Here is a 16,312-nt window from a genome sequence, read left to right as displayed (position 1 = left end):
CGCCGCACCGGCGAGGACATCGCTGGGCCAGTGCACGCCCACGTGCACGCGCGAGTAGGCGACCGCCGCGGCCAGCGGCGCCACGGCAACCGCCAGTGCCGGCGCCTCCAGCGCCACGCCGGTGGTGAAGGCCGCGGCGGACGCGGCGTGCCCGGAGGGGAACGAGGAGGAGACCGGCGGCGAGATCAGCCGGCGCATCAGCGGCACCGCCTCGGCGGGCGGTCTGCGACGCGGAAACAGCGGTTTGGCAACCCCGTTCGCGACCCCGCTGGCGATCCCGAGTGCGACCAGTCCGCGAACGCCGGCCCGTCGCTGCGCCGGAGTGCCGAATGCGATCACCCCGGCGCCGACCGCGAACCACAGCCGATTGGCGTTCGCGGCGAGGCTGAGCGCGCGGAGGACGGCATCGGCCGAACTCGCCGGCAGTCGGGCGCTGCGATCGACCAGCCGCCGGTCCAATGCGGAGATGTGTCGCGTCCGCCGGGATACGAGCTGAGGCCTGCGCATTCACGCAGCCTACCGGCCGCGCCGACGCCGATCCGAAAGATCCGGACTTATCGGGCAGCCTCGTTCTGGGCGGGCAACTCGGCGTGCCGCGCGAAGGCCTGGTCGATGAGTTCGGAGGCCGCGCGGGTGACGATCAGCCGGGCGATGGCCAATTCGGTCTCCAGGCGCGCGCGATCCTTGCTGTCGCGCTGCGAGCGCTCGTAGGCCTGTCCGGCCAGGCAGTAGAAGAGTTCGGTGGCGTACCGATCGGCCATCTTGTTGCAGTCCGCGCGCAGCCGCTCCACCAGTTGGAAGGCGGTGCTGTCCGGCACTCCGCTGTCCATGAGACGCGCGGCCAGATCGCCGCAGCGGGGGTTGGTGACGCGATAGGCGTCCAGCGGATCGGAACTCGCGGCCAGCGCCTGCTTGACATAGTCGGGCAGATCGGCGAGCGGATCGTCGTCGGCCGGCTTCTCCTGTGCCGCAGCCGGTTCGCGCTCGGCCGGTGGATCGCTGACGCCCAGGACGTCGGCCAGTCCGTCACCGCGGTCCCAGGCCTCGAGTAGCTCCCGGATCCCGTTGAGTTTCATGCCGCGGCTGAGCAGCCGGCTGATGGTGTGCAGCCGTTCGAGGTGGTCGGACCCGTAGTAGCCGATGCGGCCCCGGACCTCCGGGGACGGCAACAGCCCACGTTCGTGGTACACGCGGACACTGCGCACGGTGGTGTCTGCTGCCCGCGCCAGCTCGTCGATCGTGTACTCCGAGTGCACAGCCATACCTCTTAGGAAATCACAACTTACCCCGTAGAAAAACGGACCGTACAAAAACGTCCCGTTAACCGACGATACATCGGTGCAACGACTTGGTCAATGTGCCGTTAAATAGCGGCAGAAGTGGTTGCTGTCCGTCGAATCCTGGGTTAACGTGCCGAGTACAGCAGTTCGCTGCTGGTTGCCGGGGACTGTTGAGCAGCCCCGATGCCCGCCCGACCATGGGCCACGTCTGCGAGCCGTCCTCTGCGATTGCACACGTGTGTCCTCGGCAACCTCGGAGACGGAAATGACAACGATTCACGCCCGCCGGATCTCTCTCGGAAACACTGCTTCCCAGCAGGTTTCGCACACCACCCCAGCATCTGCGCCGACCCCCTCGGGCCATCGCCCGCCGTGCGCGGACGGTCCCAACGACTGGGATCTCGATGTCGGCAGCCTGGAGTCCTGGCGATCGGCAGTCCGGGTATGCGCGAGCTGCCCGCTGCTCACCGAATGTTCCCGGATGGCACAGGCTTTGATCGCTCGCGGCGACGGCCCGCGCGCGATGATCTGGGCGGGTATCGCCTACGACAGCGCCGGCAAGGTCGTCGAGAACCTCGATCGTCACCGGATCAACCCGGTCGATCACAAACGTCCGCTGCGCATCATCCACAACGGCGCCCGGCCGGTGTGTGTCGAGTCCGCCCCGGAAACGCCGCGCCGACGTATTGTCCTGGGGCGCCGGTTGCGACCGGCGATCACCGGCTGATGCTGTCCGGGTATCGGCCGATGCGGCAAAACCTTTGTGATGGTGGGTAATTCATGACTGTGCTGGCATTGGCGATCGGATCGTCGCAGATCGCGGCGAGCCGGATCGACGACGAGGTGGGCGAAGACGAGATTCGCAAGGCGCCCGTTCCCGCCCGAGGGGTGTGGGAATGTTGTCGTGATCTGCTGTTGGACGCCGCCGGTGGACGCGAGGTCTCCTCGGTCGGCATCGGATCGTCCGGACCTATCGATATGACGGCCGGAGTCGTGGCACCGTCCGGTATCGCCGAGTGGCGAGCCGGATTCGAGCTGGTGGACGCGGTGAAGGGGCTGTTCCCCGCGGCGAAGGTGCCATTGGCGCTGGACGGTGTGTGCCTGGCGCTGGCCGAACGGAACTTCGGTCTCACCCATGAGGTCATGGACACCATGTCGGTCCTGTTGTCCGACCATGTGGTCGGTTCGGTCACGGTCGGCGGCCTGGTTGTCGTCGGGCGCACCGGCAATGCCGGACAGCTCGGACACGTGCTGGTCCCTGGCTTCGACGACAGGTGTGAATGCGGCGGAACCGGTTGTCTGGAGGCCGTTGCGGGCGGGCTGTCCGCGGTTCGTTGGGCGCAAGGGCAGGGCTGGACCGGAAATTCGCTGTCCGAACTGGTCGAATCCTGCGTCCAGGGCAACGAGATCGCGGTCGCCACGGTTCGGCGAGCGGCCACCGCGGTGGGACGCGCCATCGCGTCGGTCGCGCCCCTGCTGGATTTCGACACCGTCGTGATCGGTGGTGAGCTGGCGAATGCCGGTCCGGCGCTGTGGAAGACGATGAACTCGACGGTTGCGACCCACGCTCGGCTCGGCTCGGTGATGGGGATGCGGCTGCTGGCTTCGGAACTCGGCGATCTCGGTGTGCTCACCGGCGCCGGGGTGCTGGCCCTGGTGTCACAACCGGAGCCGCAGCCGTCGTAACTGTCGCCGGCGTCGAGTGGGCTGACGGGTATCGGTAAAGATCCTGTGACGAAACGTGCCGTTGAACGGCGGCATCCGGTGCATCATGGACATACTGCAATGGTGCACCAGCCGGCGCCTGTTGATTGTGCCGCTGTCTAACGGTACATTTCTTGAGTGCATGATCGAAGCAGTGATCGTGGCCGATCGAAGTGGCTGGTGCAGGGCAAAGTGCGATGAGCGACCCGGTGATTGCGTGGATAACGATAGAGACGCTGACCTCCGAGTGGATGTCGGTGGCCTCGGTCGGGGATTCGCCACGTGAATTCGGTGCCTGGCAGCGGGTTTTGCAACGGCATCTCGCGAAGATGCCCGCCGTCTACGACGGGTTGAACACTGCGGGTATCGCGGATGCGATCAACCTGGCGCGCAGCCGGGCCGAAGATGTCGAGATCCGAATCGGCACCCGGGCCGGGCCGCACCGGCTGCTGGTCAAACCGGTCTTCGGCCCGGCCGGAGATGTCCACGCGATTCGGTTGTGGATCGGCCCGGCCTCCGCGCACGTGCCGCCCCTGCGGCCGGCGATCGGCGTGATCTGGGATCTCGCCTCCCAGACATTGCAGCAGCCGGGCGGTGTTTCGGACCTGTCCGGGGTCACCCCCGAGGAGTATGTGCCGCGGCTCTCGATCGCCGAGCTGTTCAATCGAATGTCGGGTTTCAACCGTCACGCCGAGGTGCTCGACCTGCTCTACAGCCCGGTTCCCGGTGCCCGAATGCAATTCGAGTCGACGGTGCGATTCGAGGGGCAGCGGCCGGCCCGGTGGCGGTTGACGATTCGCGCACGTGCGGACGAACGGACCACCGGCGCGTGGCTGCTGATCGAGGACGTGAGTTCCGACGATCAGCCTGCGGCCGGGCCCACCCTGGAGCAGGTGGGGCTGCGTGAGGCGCATCGTCGCGCGGGAACGCATCTGGCTATCGTGCAATTGGAATACGCCAGCATTTCGCATTGGCTGACCGATCCGGCGCCCTGGGTGCGCTGGGACTATCTGTTCCGGCCTGTGGACGTCTTTCACCCCGACGACCGGGAACGCCTGGTCCGCCTGGACGAGCGGCTCCGCGCCGGCGATACCGTCGGAATGACCGTGCGAGCGTTGAATTACGGCGGCGGTTATACGCCGACCTCGCTACTGATCTATCCGTACCCCGGCTATTCCACCCGGCAGTTGGCGATTGCGCAGCTGGTCCGGGCGGTCGACGACGTGCCGGTGGTCGAACCGGTGTGCGCGGGGGGAATTTCCGTGCCGCGGCGTACACCGATCGGATACGACGACCAACTGCAACGGCGTCTGACCGGACGGAGGCGGACCGGCGCACGCGCGGTCGACTTCCCATCGTAGGGAACAAGTCGGCCCGGGATGGGGGTGTCGCTCTCTACCATTCCGAGAGTGCGGAGTTTTGCTGGTAGATCCGGGAATTCGGGCGAAGATCTGCTTCGCCGGATGACCGCGCGCCGGCGCCGCGACAATATTGTGGTCGTCGTGCTGGCCGTGCTCGCGGTACTGGGCGGCGGGCACGCCGTATTGTCCTGGTTTCGCAGTCCGCCGGCCGGACCGTCGGATTCGGCGACCGTTTCCTTGATCGGACACTCCGCGCTGGCGGCCTCCTTCGCAGAGGATTTCGTCGTCACCTATCTGAGTTCCACCGCTGGGCAGCAGGATCGACTGTCGTCCTATCTGGATTCCGGGCAGCAGTTGCGGTTGCCGGCGACTGCGCATCCGGTCTCCGATCCGCTCGTCGTTCATGTCGGACGCACCGAATCGTCTGCGGCGCTCGAGATTTGGGAAGTCACCGTCTCGGTGGTTCCGGGGCGCAACTCCACGGCGTCCGAACGGCAGTACTACCAGGTGGCGGTCTCGGTGACCCCGGACGGCCGCCGCCGTGCCCTGTCGGTGCCCGCGATGGTCGAGCCGCCGGGCATCGGACCCGACGTCACCCTGGCCTATTCGACACCGTGCTCGACCGAGACACCGCTCGCCGATGTGGCGCGGGGATTCCTCACCGCGTATCTCACCGGCTCCGGTGATGTGGCTCGTTACACCACAACGCAATCAGGCATCACCGTGTTGCGCCCGGCTCCCATGCGGGGGCTGGAGGTCGTCGGCGTGTCCTCGGACGACTCCACCTGCGGCAGTGGCCGCGACTCGGCTCGGGTGCTGGCGACTGTCGCGCCGAAGAACGCCGCGGCCGCGGCGCCCTCGGACAGCAGCGGTAGCCCGCAGTCCTCCCAGCACGATTCGGGTCTCGGAACCGCCCCCGGCGCCTCGAAGGCCGCCGGGCCCGCGGACGGCGCGGCCCTTGCCTACCCGCTGACCATGGTGCGCACCAACGGGCAGTGGCAGGTGCAGGCGATCGACCGTGTTCCGGCGCTGACCGATCCGCTCACCATCGTGACCAATTCCGGTGCCGGAAATCGATCGTCATCCGACGCCCCCACAACCACACCGACGACGACCGTGCAGATCCCGCCGGCGACCCAGAACTGATCCGAGAAGGGACTCGCGATGCAGCACCTCAACAGCCTCCTGTACTACATCCTGTTGGTCGTCCGCGCGCTGGGCATCGTTATCATCACCATCCTGAGCATGGGCATCCTCATCTCCGAATCGGCGAAATCCAAACTGTCACCGGCCAAGGTGCTCGGTGTCGTCGGGTCGGCGATTCTGGCTGCGGTGTTGTTCTGGATGTTGCCGACGATCATCAACTACGCGCGTTCGGATGCCACCAGCGTCGTGCCGGATCAGCCGATCGGGCGTTACCGATGACCGAAGTGGTCAAGGTGTACACCCCGATCAAGCGTGTTCCCACCATGATCGGCAAGGCGCAGAACGGGCAGAAGCTGCCCTTCGGGCCGTACACCCTGCCGCAGGTCGTCGGGGGAATCGTGGTCATCCTGCTCACCTCGGTGGCGGCGATGACCCTGCCGATGAACCCGGCCATCACCTTCGTGATCGGTCTGATCATCACCATCGCCACCGTCTTCGGATTGAGTCTGCTGCCCTACTCCGGGGTCCGGCTCATCTCCCGCGCGCTCTGGTTCGGCCGTCTGGTGTTCTTTCGCAAACCGGTGTCGGCCTCCGGATTTCCGGTGACCGCCGAGTCGACTCGGCATCTCGCCTTCGTGGACGAGACGGTGGTGATCATCTTCCCCAGCGACCCGCAGCCGCAGCATCGGCAACGTCGTCCCCTGGAACGTCCGCATATTTTCGAGAACCTGGCCGAGCGCGCAGTCACCCCGGGTGACGCGGCCGGTCCCGCTTTGGCCGGAGGAGTCCACTGAATGGCGTTCGAGCGAGACCTGCAGCCCACCGCAGCCGTTCGGGGGAATCTGCAATTCACGCACAGCGGGATGGTGACGGCGACCTACTTCATCACGCCGATGGGTTACGGGCTGCGCAAGGCCAGTGACAAATTCGACGTGAAGGCCGCCCATCATTCCCTGATCACGAATTTGCCGAACGGCTCGCTGTTGCTCGGTATTCAGGCCCGGCTGAATATCATCGACGTGCTGGGGAAGATGGTCGAGGGGGTAGATCTCGACGAATGTGACGATTACGCACTGGAAGTGATGGCATCGTACGAGCGGGTGCGCTCGATCGTGCCGCAGACGCGGATCCATCTGCTCTCGATCCCGGTGGGCTCGACGGGCCCCGGCCTCTCTGCGTTGTCGCGCATGTGGCGGGGGAGTACCACGACTCTGGACGCGACCGCTCTATCTCGCGAGGAGTTGCAGAAGTACGACGACACGGCGAACGAGATCCTGTCGCGTATCGGCACCGAGTTCGATCCGGTGCCGGTGCCGGCCGCGCTGTTCCAATGGTTGTGGGAGCACTACCTTTCCCGCGGCGCCGGCGGCGATCCGGTGGCGCCCACCCGGGCCGGGGTCCTCGACGACGCCACCGCGGCGGTATTCCGTTCCGCCGCGCTGGACGAGGGAGCGCAGGCCGACAGCAATCGCCGGCTGCGCCCGTCCTTCGTTCCGATCATCAAGGTGGTGCAGCCCGACTTCGAATACCGGCCCTCGTATCAAGCGATGCTCACTCCGGTGTCGTTTCCCTACGGGGGGATGAAATTTCCCGGGGGAAGTGAATTCCTGAATCTCCTGGACGGGATGGAAGGCGTCACGATCGACTGGGCCATGCGGGTCTCGACGCGGCCGGCCGAGAATGTCCTCAAAAGCAACGAGCAGAACCTGCGCCGGCTCGGCGAGCAGATGGACCAGCGCGATCAGGAGGTTTCGTTCGCGCAGAACACCCTGATGTCGAAGGTGCAGCTGCTGGGGGAGTACAACAACCACTTCGAGGTCAACGGTGCCGAATCGGAGGTCTCCTTCACCACCGTGATCGCGATCGGAAGTCCCTCTCGGGACACCACGATGGACGCGGTCAACACCTTGCGCCGCCGGTACAAGCGTTTCCAGGTCGAGATGACCGCTCCGGTCGGCGCTCAGGTCGATCTGTGGTCGATGATGATTCCGGGCAGTCCCCCGCGCCGTGCCTACGACGATTACGCGCATATCGCGCCGTCGGATATGTGGTCGGGTTTCGTTCCGTTCACCACCAGTCAGATCGGCGACGACAGTGGCCCGGTCATCGGTGTGAATCTGTTGTCGGGGAACTTCGAACCGATTCACTTCGGCATCATGGAGGCGGCGCTGCACGACCTGTCGGCGTCGTTCGCGGTGACCGGCGAGCTCGGTTCCGGTAAGTCGTATTTCCTGAAATTGATGGCCGTTCTGGTCCACGATATGGGCGGGCAGTTCCTCGCCATCGACCGCAGTCAGGTGGGCGAGTGGGAACATTTCGCCCGATCCATCGACAACGCGGTGGTCATCGATCTGACCAATCCGACGGTTTCGCTGGACCCGTTGCGGTTGTTCGACCCGCGCGTGGCCGGCGAACGGACCCTGGATTCGATTCTGCCGCTGCTGGATCTGTCACCCACCAGCGGCGCGGGCGCGGTGATCGGCAGTCTCCTGACTCCCAAAGGCATTGCCGAGCACGGGATCACGTGCCTACTCGATCTGTTCCGCCTGGTGCAACGGATGCGGGACGAACCCGGAGCCGGTGACGAATACGCCGATCTCGCCGCGCGGCTGGGCACCATCGTCGATCGGGTACCGGTGTTGTTCGATCCGGCCCTGCGTCCGTTGCGGCTGGATGCGGCCGCCACGGTGATCCGCAGCCACAACCTGGCGCTGCCGACGGCCGAGGAACTGGTGACCCCGCATCTGTACAACCGGCTGCCGCTGACCAAACGGCTCGGCACCGCCCTGTACGAACTGGTGGGCGTGACGGCGCGGGAGGCATTCCTGTCCGACAACGGTCGATTCGGTCTGCTGGTCGGTGACGAGGCGCACCATTTCACCCAGACCCAGGTCGGCTCCGCGGTGACCAGCGATTTCAGTCGCGACGGCCGAAAGCACCTCGCCGCCATCGGATTGGCCTCCCACGATCCGAAAACCGACTTCCAGGGTGCCGCACACAACCTGATTCCCAACCGCTTCGTGTTCCGTCAACGCGACGAGACGCTTGCCCGCAACAGCCTCGAATGGCTGGGCGTGGATCTGGAGGAAGCGCCGTTCCTGCTGCAGATCCTGCGTGAGGAGACCTCGCCACCGGTCGGCCCCGGCCGCCAGGTTCCGGAGGAACGGCGCGGCGAGATGTTCATGCGTGATGCCTTGAACCGGATCGGACGGGGGAAGGTGCTCGGCCCGGCTCGTGAGGATCGGGCCGCGGCGATCAGCAGCACCCCGACCGCCGGGGCGACCCGGACCATCGCGCCCCGAGCGGCGCAGATGCAACGGTTGGCCGCACCATGAGCGGCGGATCCGACAGCGCCGGATCCGGGATGCGGGTAGGGCTTTTCGACCGGCTCGACGATTACCGCTGGCAGCTCGAATTCTTCGACCCGGCGCGGTGGCAACCGTCGTCGCTGACTCACCGTGTGCGGCAGTGGATTTCGGCGAGTCGACGCCGATGTTTCGTCGTATGGACCACGGTGGTGGTCTTCGTGCTGGCGGTAATTCCCGGGGCGGTGGGCGCGGTCGCCGTGGCGGCGAGCGGATCCGACGACGATTCCAGTGGGTCCTCGGTCAACAGCGGGCTCAGCTGGATGAATGTGCGGGATTCGTCGGGCGTTCCACTGTCGGACTATCGGTTCGTCACCGACCACGGCAGCCTGCTGAATCCTGGCAACACCGCGATCTCGCTGGTGATCAGCCTGGAGTTCGCCGGCTGGTTGGTGCTGGTGACAACGGCGATCTGGCTGGTCGGCTACGCACTCAGTTTCGCCTGGCTCGACCTGTTCAGTAAAGCCCTCGACAGCGTGGCGAAGACGCTGAGCCGGCAGATCGCGACACCGATGTTGCTGATTGTCGCGGTGACCATCGGTGCGTTCTTCGTGGCCTGGTTCATCGTACGCGGATTACATGCCAAGGCCACCATGCAGGTGGTGTCCATGCTGTTGGTGGCGGTCATGGGGCCGATCTATCTGGCCGAGCCGCTGGCCGACGTACTGTCGTCGGACGGACTGCTGGCGCAAGGACGCAATGTCGGGCTCGCGGTAGCGGCCGGGCTGAACGGTAACAGCAATCCCACGGTGAATTCGCTGGTTCCGCAGATGCAGCGCGATATGGCCGACAATTTCGCCCGGCGGCCGCTGCAGGTGTGGAACTACGGCTACGTGATCGACAGCAACTCGGCCTGCAAGCAGGCGTGGACCTCGGGAATCCAGGCCGGCGGGGACAAGGCGGTCCGCTCGGGACTGGAAAAATGCGACAACTACGCCCACTGGTGGAGTGAGCACCCCACGGTCGGACAGATCGGGGCCGGCCTCATTCTGCTGCTGGCCGCCGCTGTGCTGCTGTTGTTCGCGGTGTATCTCGCGCTGCGGGTCATCAAGTCGGGACTCGATACCGTCTACCACGGGTTCATGGCGATATTCGGTTTCGCTGCCGGAGGTTTCGTCTACGGCCCGACTCAGACCTTTCTGGTACGCAATGTGATCGACGGGTTCATCGCCGCCGCGCGAATGGCCGTGTTCACCATATTTCTGGGCGTTTATGTGCTTTTCCTGGGAAATCTGTTCCAGCAGGCCGGCGACCAGGTGATGCCGATATTCGTCATCGGGGCCATCGTCGAGATCGTGGCGGTGTTCCAGCTTCGGCGGCTCAACGACGGACTGACCCGCGGCAACGAGTGGGTCGCCAACCGGGTGGCGCTCGCGATGGAGGGTGCGTCGTCCCGCGGTGGCGGCGGTGGCGGCGGCGGGACCGCGCTGGGAATGGGACATGCCGGCGCCGGACATTCGATGAAGGGAATGGGAATGCTGGCGAGTCTGGGGGCCGTCAGCACGATAAGCAATTCTCCTGCGACCGAATGGATCTGGGGCCGGACCCGGTCACCGTTGCGGCCGTTCTCGCGAACCGAGCGGACCTCGGCCCTCGCGCAGTGGGGCGTGTGGGGGGCTCCTGGATTCGGCGGGCCGACCGGTACCTACGCCCAGTCGTATCAGAACCGTCGATTGTTCGCGACGGCGGCTCGCAACGCGGCCCTCGAGCGTGGCGGGATCGACACGGTGGCCGGCGCGGCCGCAGCTCTGCAGGGCATCGTGGACGTCGGGGGCGGCCTGCCCGATGCCTGGGGTGCGATGGTCGGCGCCGGGTTCACCGACGAGAACATCATGCTCACCGCAATTCGCTCACTCGGCATCGTGACGGAGAATGCCGAGGACGAGACCTTGCAGGACAAACATCTCGGCCTCGTGGTGGCGGCCGTGCAGCGCGCACAGACCTCGGCCAACCGTCTGTTGCGCGGCCAGGGCAACGAACACGAAGTGGCGGCCGATATCGCGACACTGCAGTCGGCGGCATTCCGTTTCCGGCGGGCCAACGCCGGTGGAGTCACGCTCGACGGTGGCAACGCGTATGGACCGCAACGTGCGTTCGTCGAGAGCTATATGCGAAATCCGACGCAGGAACGGATCATCGCGCTGCGCAACGTCGCTAACGGAAATGCGCCCGGCCTCCCGGAGCTGGCGGGGATCGATCAGCAGGGTGCAGCTCGCATGATGCGCTGGATCGGTAACGAGCATGCCCGAGAGGTCGGTGAAGCGGTCCGCAACTTCGAGCGCAATCCGGCAGACCCGCAGGCGATCCGGGAAATTCGGCGAGTGGTCTCGCGGGCGACCGACACCGATATGTGGTCCTCGGGTAGTCACCGCACCCCGTGGAATGCGCCTCAGCCACCGGGAACCAATACGCCCGATCCGCGGTGGGCTCAGGTATTCGGAGATGTACACGACCGGATGTGGCGGTAGGCGGCGTCGTTGGAACCGTGCCGAATGCGGGCAGGAGGGTCTCGATGAGCAATCGGAACATGATCGCACCGCTGCTGTTGGCGATGATGCCGGTTCGGGTCTGGCTCGTCGTCGGCGTGGTGGTCGCGGTACTGACGCTCCTCGGCGGATGTACCGTCCTGGTGCTGGCTCCGGTCAGCACCCAGGCGACCAGTGCCGCCAACAATCTGCATTATCAGTGCGACGGCTTGATAGGTCCGGATCCGGACCTCGGCACTCGAGCAGTTCCCACTCCTTCCGAAACGTTTGCGCCGGAAGATCTTCCGACCGAGAACCCGTTTGCGAAGTTCACGGTGGAACCCGGAGATTCGAGTGTGTCCGATTGGATGCGTGCCTGCGCGGCGGTCATCACCTCGGCGCCGTATCTGCAAGCGGCGTCGACCGCGCCCAGCGCCGCGTATTGTGCAGCGCTGGTGTTGTCCGGGGCCACCGTTGCCGAGGGCGGAAGCGATATGGCGAGGCTTACCCGGTGGGTGGTCTATACGGCTTCGGTTGCCGCGGTCACCGGTCGCTGCGATCCGGTCGCGGTCGATGCCGTGCCACAGCCGACGGGCCGTGACGCGTGCGATTCATCCACGGCGGTGGTTTCCGGCCGCGGGAAAGGTGCGGTGGTACTTCCGATGACAATTTCCGAGCAGGCGATATGTGGTGCCCGGGTCTCGGGTGCGGCAACCGCCGGCGATCTGGTGTTCTGGGATTACCGCAAATTCGTGCCCGCGCGGGTCGGTATCGCCTCCGGACCGGATCGCATGGTTGCCCCGGACCCGAGTACCGGAAAAGTGGTGGAGCAGCCCATTCCTACCGGTAGTGATGTTCGGATCAAACGCGTTCTGGGCGGTGCCGCATGACCACGCCGGCGGAAGTCGATCACGGCGCCACCGCATCCGATCCCCAGGAGGGGGCCGATCCGAATGCGGAGGACGCGCAGACATCATCGGCGGAACTGCGACCCCTGCATCAGCGCGACGAACCGCGGCCGCGGGTCGCGCCGTCCGTGGCCCCCGGTGGGCCACGCGGGGATCCGAACGGACCCGCACCGAGTGGCTCGCCCGCGGCCCCGGCACCGGCCCCGCCCGCCGCGCCGCCGGGACCCCCGCCGGTCAGCACCGGTGCCGGGGTCGTCGCTCCGGCGGGGACGCCACCGGTACAGCCCGGGCCCGCCGGTGCGGCACCCGTCGTCGCCCCGTCCGGACCCGTCGCCGCACCGGGACCTGTCCCCGGTCAACCGGCGGCATCACCGATTCCGGGCATCGACCCGGACCTGCTGGCCACCGCTGTTCCGGCCGCCATGATGGGCGGGGCGATGGCGCTGTCGATGTTGCCGATGCTCGCCTCGGCGCTGGCCGGGCTCGGCGGCGGAAACGGTGCCGGTGCGGGCGGGTCGGGCGCGGACCCGCAATCCGGCCTGACCCCGCAGGCACAGCAGGCGATCGAAGCGCTGAAGGAGCTCAAAGCGGCCTACGGTGACGGCGATTCGGAGGACGCCGATACCGGCGGGCCCGGGAAGAAGAAGCTCACCGGTGACACCGGTGACACCGGCGGCACAGGGGCGACTGCCAACCAGGTCAAGGCGCGTCGTCTCTTTCAACGAAATGCGGCTCGTGCCTTCAACACTCTCGACAACGACCTGGTCAGATACATCACCAAACATGCCGGAAAACACAAGGTCGACAAGCGAGCCGTGCGTCAGCTGCTGCGGGATGTGGATGCCAAACTCGGCGAACTCGGGCCGATAGCCTATACCCGAGCCGGCCAGCAGAAGGTGCACCGGATACTGGAGGATGCGCTGCACGAGGCGCAGAAGATCGTGTCCGGCGGACAAACGAATTCGGCCGATACCGCCAAGGAGATCGATCGGCTCACCGCCCAATATCTCAACAATCTCTACGGGAAGCAGACGCCGGCGGGTGCCGGCGGGACCTCCGCGGCGGGGCAACGGGCGGTTCAGGTGGCACTGCAACAGGTCGGGAAACCGTATGTGTGGGGCGCGGAGGGACCGAGTTCCTTCGACTGCTCCGGTCTCATGCAGTATTCCGCCGGGGCGGCGGGCGCCAAGCTGCCGCGGACCGCGGCGGAGCAGTATCGGCAGTTGCCGAAGGTCGCTCCGAATCAGATCCGGCCGGGAGACCTGATCTTCCCGGCGGCACAGTTCAACGGCGGAAATCCGCAGCACGTGATGATGTACATCGGGGACGGAAAATGTGTTGCCGCACCGAAACCCGGACAGACCGTTCGAGTGGAGTCGCTGCCGAAGAGCTACGCCGCCACCCGATGGGCGAGTCAGTAGCCGACGTAGTGTCCGCCGGAATGCAGATTGGACACGCCGGGAACGTTGGCGACCGAACCGTAGCGCTCGATGGAGTACCGCACCCCGGCGATGATGTTGTCCACCGGATTCCAGATATCGCGGTGGCCCGGAAGTGAATAGGCGGCGAAGGTCGAATCGATGGTCTGCATCAGACCTTTGGACGGATGCCCCGCCGCGGCATTGCTGTCCCAGAGGTTGATGGCGTGTGGATTACCCGACGACTCGTGCGCGATGATCGTCGCGATATCGGCCGGATCGATCCCACTGGTGTCGTAGCCGTGTTCCCGCAGAATCCGTAGCGCCTCGGAAATCCACTGTCCCTGCTGCCCGGCAGGCATCGTCGAAGGAGGACCGCCCGAACCCGCGCGTGACCCCTGCCCGGCCGGGCGGGACGCGGTTGAGTCCGTGTGAAATCTCGCGGCCAACGCGCGGATTTCCGCGGCGGTGAGGTGTGCCGCATTCTGGTTGTGCCCCAGCACTTTTTCCGCTCGATCGAGCGCGGCACCGAGAGTGGACATGATCTGATCGCGGCCCGCGGCGGTGTGAGCCACCGGTCCCAGCGCGGTGAGAGCGGCATCCACCTCCGCGACGATCGCGTCCACTGCGGCGCGTCCGGCGGCGTTGTCTTCCGCGGCGTCCGCCAGGAGGCGATGAAGTTCGGAATTGAGATTGCCCAGAGCCGTGCCGCGTTCGGAGTGTCCCGTCGAGACCGCGGTGTATTGGCCCGACACCCCGCTGTCCCAGGCGATCGGGCCGGTCGGGGCGCCGGTACCCGATACCGGCGGGCTCGTCGCGCCTTCGGGAGTGGGCGCGGCGGCACCGGTGCCGAAGCCGGCGGAGATCGCGGCCAGCCCCGCCAGTGCCGAGGCGGCCATCGGGAGGTTTGCGGCGTGCCCGGACAGGCCTTCCGCGCGCGGAGGTGACGCGGAAGGCGTTGTGGTGGAGGCTGTCCGGCTACCCGATGCGGCCGGGGCGGCGTCGGCAGCCGCTGCGGGGGCCGGCACGCGGGCCGGTCGAGGTGGAGCCGGCCGGGTGGTTTCGCGCTCCCGTTCCCGCCGCGACGGTGCGCTGGTGGTCGCGGTGGTGCCCGGTGGGCCGTTGTCTCGACCGAGTTCGGTGTCCGCCATCAGTACCCCACATAGGGTCGGCCGTTGCGTACCGCGCGCACACCCGGCACGTTGTCGACCGAGCCGTACCGGGCGATGGCATAGCGCAGCGCGGCGACGATATTGTCCACCGGATTCAGGATGTCGGTGTGCCCCGGTGCGGCATAGCGGTCGAAGGTGGGTTGAATGGTCTGCATCACGCCCTTCGACGGATGGCCCGCCGCGGCATTGCTGTCGGTGTTGTTGACCGCCTTCGGATTGCCATTCGATTCGTGTCGGGCGATGAGCGCGACGTCACCGCGATCGATGGCGGCGGTGTTGTAGCCCATGCCTTGCAGAATCCGCAGGGCCTCGTCGATCCACTCGCCGAGGTTTCCTCCGACGGAGGTGCTCTCGGCCTTGGTCGTGCCGCGGCGGCCGTAGAGATTGTTCAGGTACTGCGCGGTGAGCCGGTTGACCTCCGTCGCGGTCGCTGTGGACGTGGCATTGCTGCCGGAAACCAGATCGTCGGCGCGCTGCAGCGCAGCCGCCAGGATTTTGTGTACCTGCTGCTGCCCTCGGGCGGTGTAAGCCCGCGGGCCGAGCTGCGCGAGCTCGGCATCGACATCGCGCAGGAGCTGGCGGAACGCGGTGCGGTCGACGGAGTGCTTACCGGCCAGCCGGGTGGTGTACTCGGCCAGGGAGTTGTCCAGGGTGTTGAAGGCACCGGCCACGTTGTGCTGATACAGCTGCCGGGCCCGGATCGCGGCCGCGGTGGAACCGGAGCCGGAACTTCCGGCGGTCGTGCCGTGCAGTCTTCGGCCTGTGGGACTCGAGGTGTCGCCGTCGCCGTAGGAGTCCCGCAGTGCTTTCAGCGCGGCGATCGCTTGCCGCGCTTGCGGACTCAGCGCCGGATTACCACCGCCGAGGGAGTCCTCGGCGCCCGCGCCTCCGGTGGAGCCGACCGGCTCTCCGGCACCACCCCGGCCGTCGCCGGCGTTGGTGCCGGCACCCGGATTCCCCGCGCTGCCCGCTGCTCCCGCCAGTGCGGACGCCAGCATGGGGAGCATGGACAGCATGGCGGGCAGTAGGGAATCCGGTGCGAAACCGTCGCCGGCCCGGTCGTAGCCGCCGTCGGTGCTTGCGGTATCGGCCGCGGGGACCATCCCGGCGCCGGCCGATGGCTGGGTCGGGACCGGTGTGCCGGCCGGCCCGGGATCGACATCGGCCGCCGGGGCCGCGAGCGCGGACGCGGTTGTGGCGCCGCCGGTTTCCGGAGGTGCGCTTGCCGCCGGCGGGGACGGCGCCGGTTGACCGGTGGATGCTGCCGGTGCGCTGCTGACGGCGGAATCGGTCGACGTGGCGGAGTCGGCGGATGATGCCGCGGAATCGGAGGCGGGTGTGGCGGAGTTGGCCGAGGTGGCCGGGGAGTCCGCGGTTGTTCTCCTCGAGTGGGTCGTGGAATCCGGAGCGGCTGCCCGAGAGTCGGCGGTGCCGGTCGCGGTATCGGCGGAGCCGGGTGGGGAGCCGGCGGAACTGTCCGCCGGAGCTCCGTT

General features: G+C 66.7%; 14 protein-coding genes. 10 read left to right on the top strand and 4 right to left on the bottom strand.

The window, feature by feature from the left end; translation table 11 throughout:
* Positions 1 to 507, bottom strand: a 507-nt coding sequence (locus ON37_RS28505) for a phosphatase PAP2 family protein (protein WP_157171660.1), incomplete at its 3' end; no start/stop codon positions are given.
* Between the two features lie 47 nt (positions 508 to 554).
* Complete coding sequence (locus ON37_RS28500) at positions 555 to 1,262, bottom strand: MerR family transcriptional regulator (protein WP_040723875.1); 708 nt, start codon at positions 1,260 to 1,262, stop codon at positions 555 to 557.
* A 499-nt stretch (positions 1,263 to 1,761) separates the two neighbouring features.
* On the opposite strand from ON37_RS28500, the gene ON37_RS28495 reads away from it, so the two are divergent.
* The 10 genes from ON37_RS28495 (at position 1,762) to ON37_RS33590 (ending at position 13,650) form a co-directional block, all read left to right on the top strand.
* Positions 1,762 to 2,007 (top strand): hypothetical protein, encoded by a 246-nt coding sequence (locus ON37_RS28495; RefSeq protein ID WP_040723873.1) that lies wholly within the window; start codon positions 1,762 to 1,764, stop codon positions 2,005 to 2,007.
* A 53-nt stretch (positions 2,008 to 2,060) separates the two neighbouring features.
* Positions 2,061 to 2,966 (top strand): ROK family protein, encoded by a 906-nt coding sequence (locus ON37_RS28490; protein WP_040723870.1) that lies wholly within the window; start codon positions 2,061 to 2,063, stop codon positions 2,964 to 2,966.
* A gap of 227 nt (positions 2,967 to 3,193) precedes the next feature.
* Positions 3,194 to 4,345, top strand: a complete 1,152-nt coding sequence (locus tag ON37_RS28485; protein WP_051032238.1) for a GAF domain-containing protein — start codon at positions 3,194 to 3,196, stop codon at positions 4,343 to 4,345.
* A gap of 102 nt (positions 4,346 to 4,447) precedes the next feature.
* The gene (locus ON37_RS28480; RefSeq protein WP_040723869.1) at positions 4,448 to 5,491 is read left to right on the top strand and encodes a conjugal transfer protein; all 1,044 of its coding nucleotides are present in this window, start codon (positions 4,448 to 4,450) and stop codon (positions 5,489 to 5,491) included.
* A gap of 18 nt (positions 5,492 to 5,509) precedes the next feature.
* Positions 5,510 to 5,770: a hypothetical protein gene (locus ON37_RS28475; RefSeq protein WP_040723868.1), complete on the top strand. Its 261-nt coding sequence runs from the start codon at positions 5,510 to 5,512 to the stop codon at positions 5,768 to 5,770.
* Positions 5,767 to 6,285, top strand: coding sequence for a Rossmann-fold NAD(P)-binding domain-containing protein (locus ON37_RS28470; RefSeq protein ID WP_210741870.1), 519 nt, complete (start codon positions 5,767 to 5,769; stop codon positions 6,283 to 6,285). The genes ON37_RS28475 and ON37_RS28470 overlap by 4 nt, the downstream gene beginning before the upstream one ends.
* Entirely contained in the window at positions 6,286 to 8,826 is a 2,541-nt protein-coding gene (locus ON37_RS28465) for an ATP-binding protein (protein WP_040723866.1), read from the top strand.
* Positions 8,823 to 11,324, top strand: a complete 2,502-nt coding sequence (locus tag ON37_RS28460) for a hypothetical protein (RefSeq protein ID WP_040723864.1) — start codon at positions 8,823 to 8,825, stop codon at positions 11,322 to 11,324. Before ON37_RS28465 ends, ON37_RS28460 begins: the two co-directional genes overlap by 4 nt.
* Before the next feature lie 44 nt (positions 11,325 to 11,368).
* On the top strand, positions 11,369 to 12,211 hold the full coding sequence (locus ON37_RS28455) for an NlpC/P60 family protein (protein WP_040723863.1): 843 nt from the start codon (positions 11,369 to 11,371) through the stop codon (positions 12,209 to 12,211).
* The gene (locus ON37_RS33590; protein ID WP_051032234.1) at positions 12,208 to 13,650 is read left to right on the top strand and encodes an NlpC/P60 family protein; all 1,443 of its coding nucleotides are present in this window, start codon (positions 12,208 to 12,210) and stop codon (positions 13,648 to 13,650) included. The genes ON37_RS28455 and ON37_RS33590 overlap by 4 nt, the downstream gene beginning before the upstream one ends.
* Here ON37_RS33590 and ON37_RS28445 read toward each other — a convergent pair.
* On the bottom strand, positions 13,644 to 14,798 hold the full coding sequence (locus tag ON37_RS28445) for a transglycosylase SLT domain-containing protein (protein WP_245553553.1): 1,155 nt from the start codon (positions 14,796 to 14,798) through the stop codon (positions 13,644 to 13,646). The genes ON37_RS33590 and ON37_RS28445 overlap by 7 nt on opposite strands.
* Positions 14,798 to 15,922: a transglycosylase SLT domain-containing protein gene (locus ON37_RS31325; RefSeq protein WP_157171659.1), complete on the bottom strand. Its 1,125-nt coding sequence runs from the start codon at positions 15,920 to 15,922 to the stop codon at positions 14,798 to 14,800. Before ON37_RS31325 ends, ON37_RS28445 begins: the two co-directional genes overlap by 1 nt.
* Positions 15,923 to 16,312: the final 390 nt, after the last annotated feature.

Origin of the sequence: Nocardia veterana NBRC 100344 (genome assembly GCF_000308855.1) — a bacterium.
Lineage (GTDB): Bacteria > Actinomycetota > Actinomycetes > Mycobacteriales > Mycobacteriaceae > Nocardia > Nocardia veterana.
The sequence above is the reverse complement of the archived record's forward strand: the minus strand, read 5'-3'. Positions and strand labels throughout refer to the sequence as shown.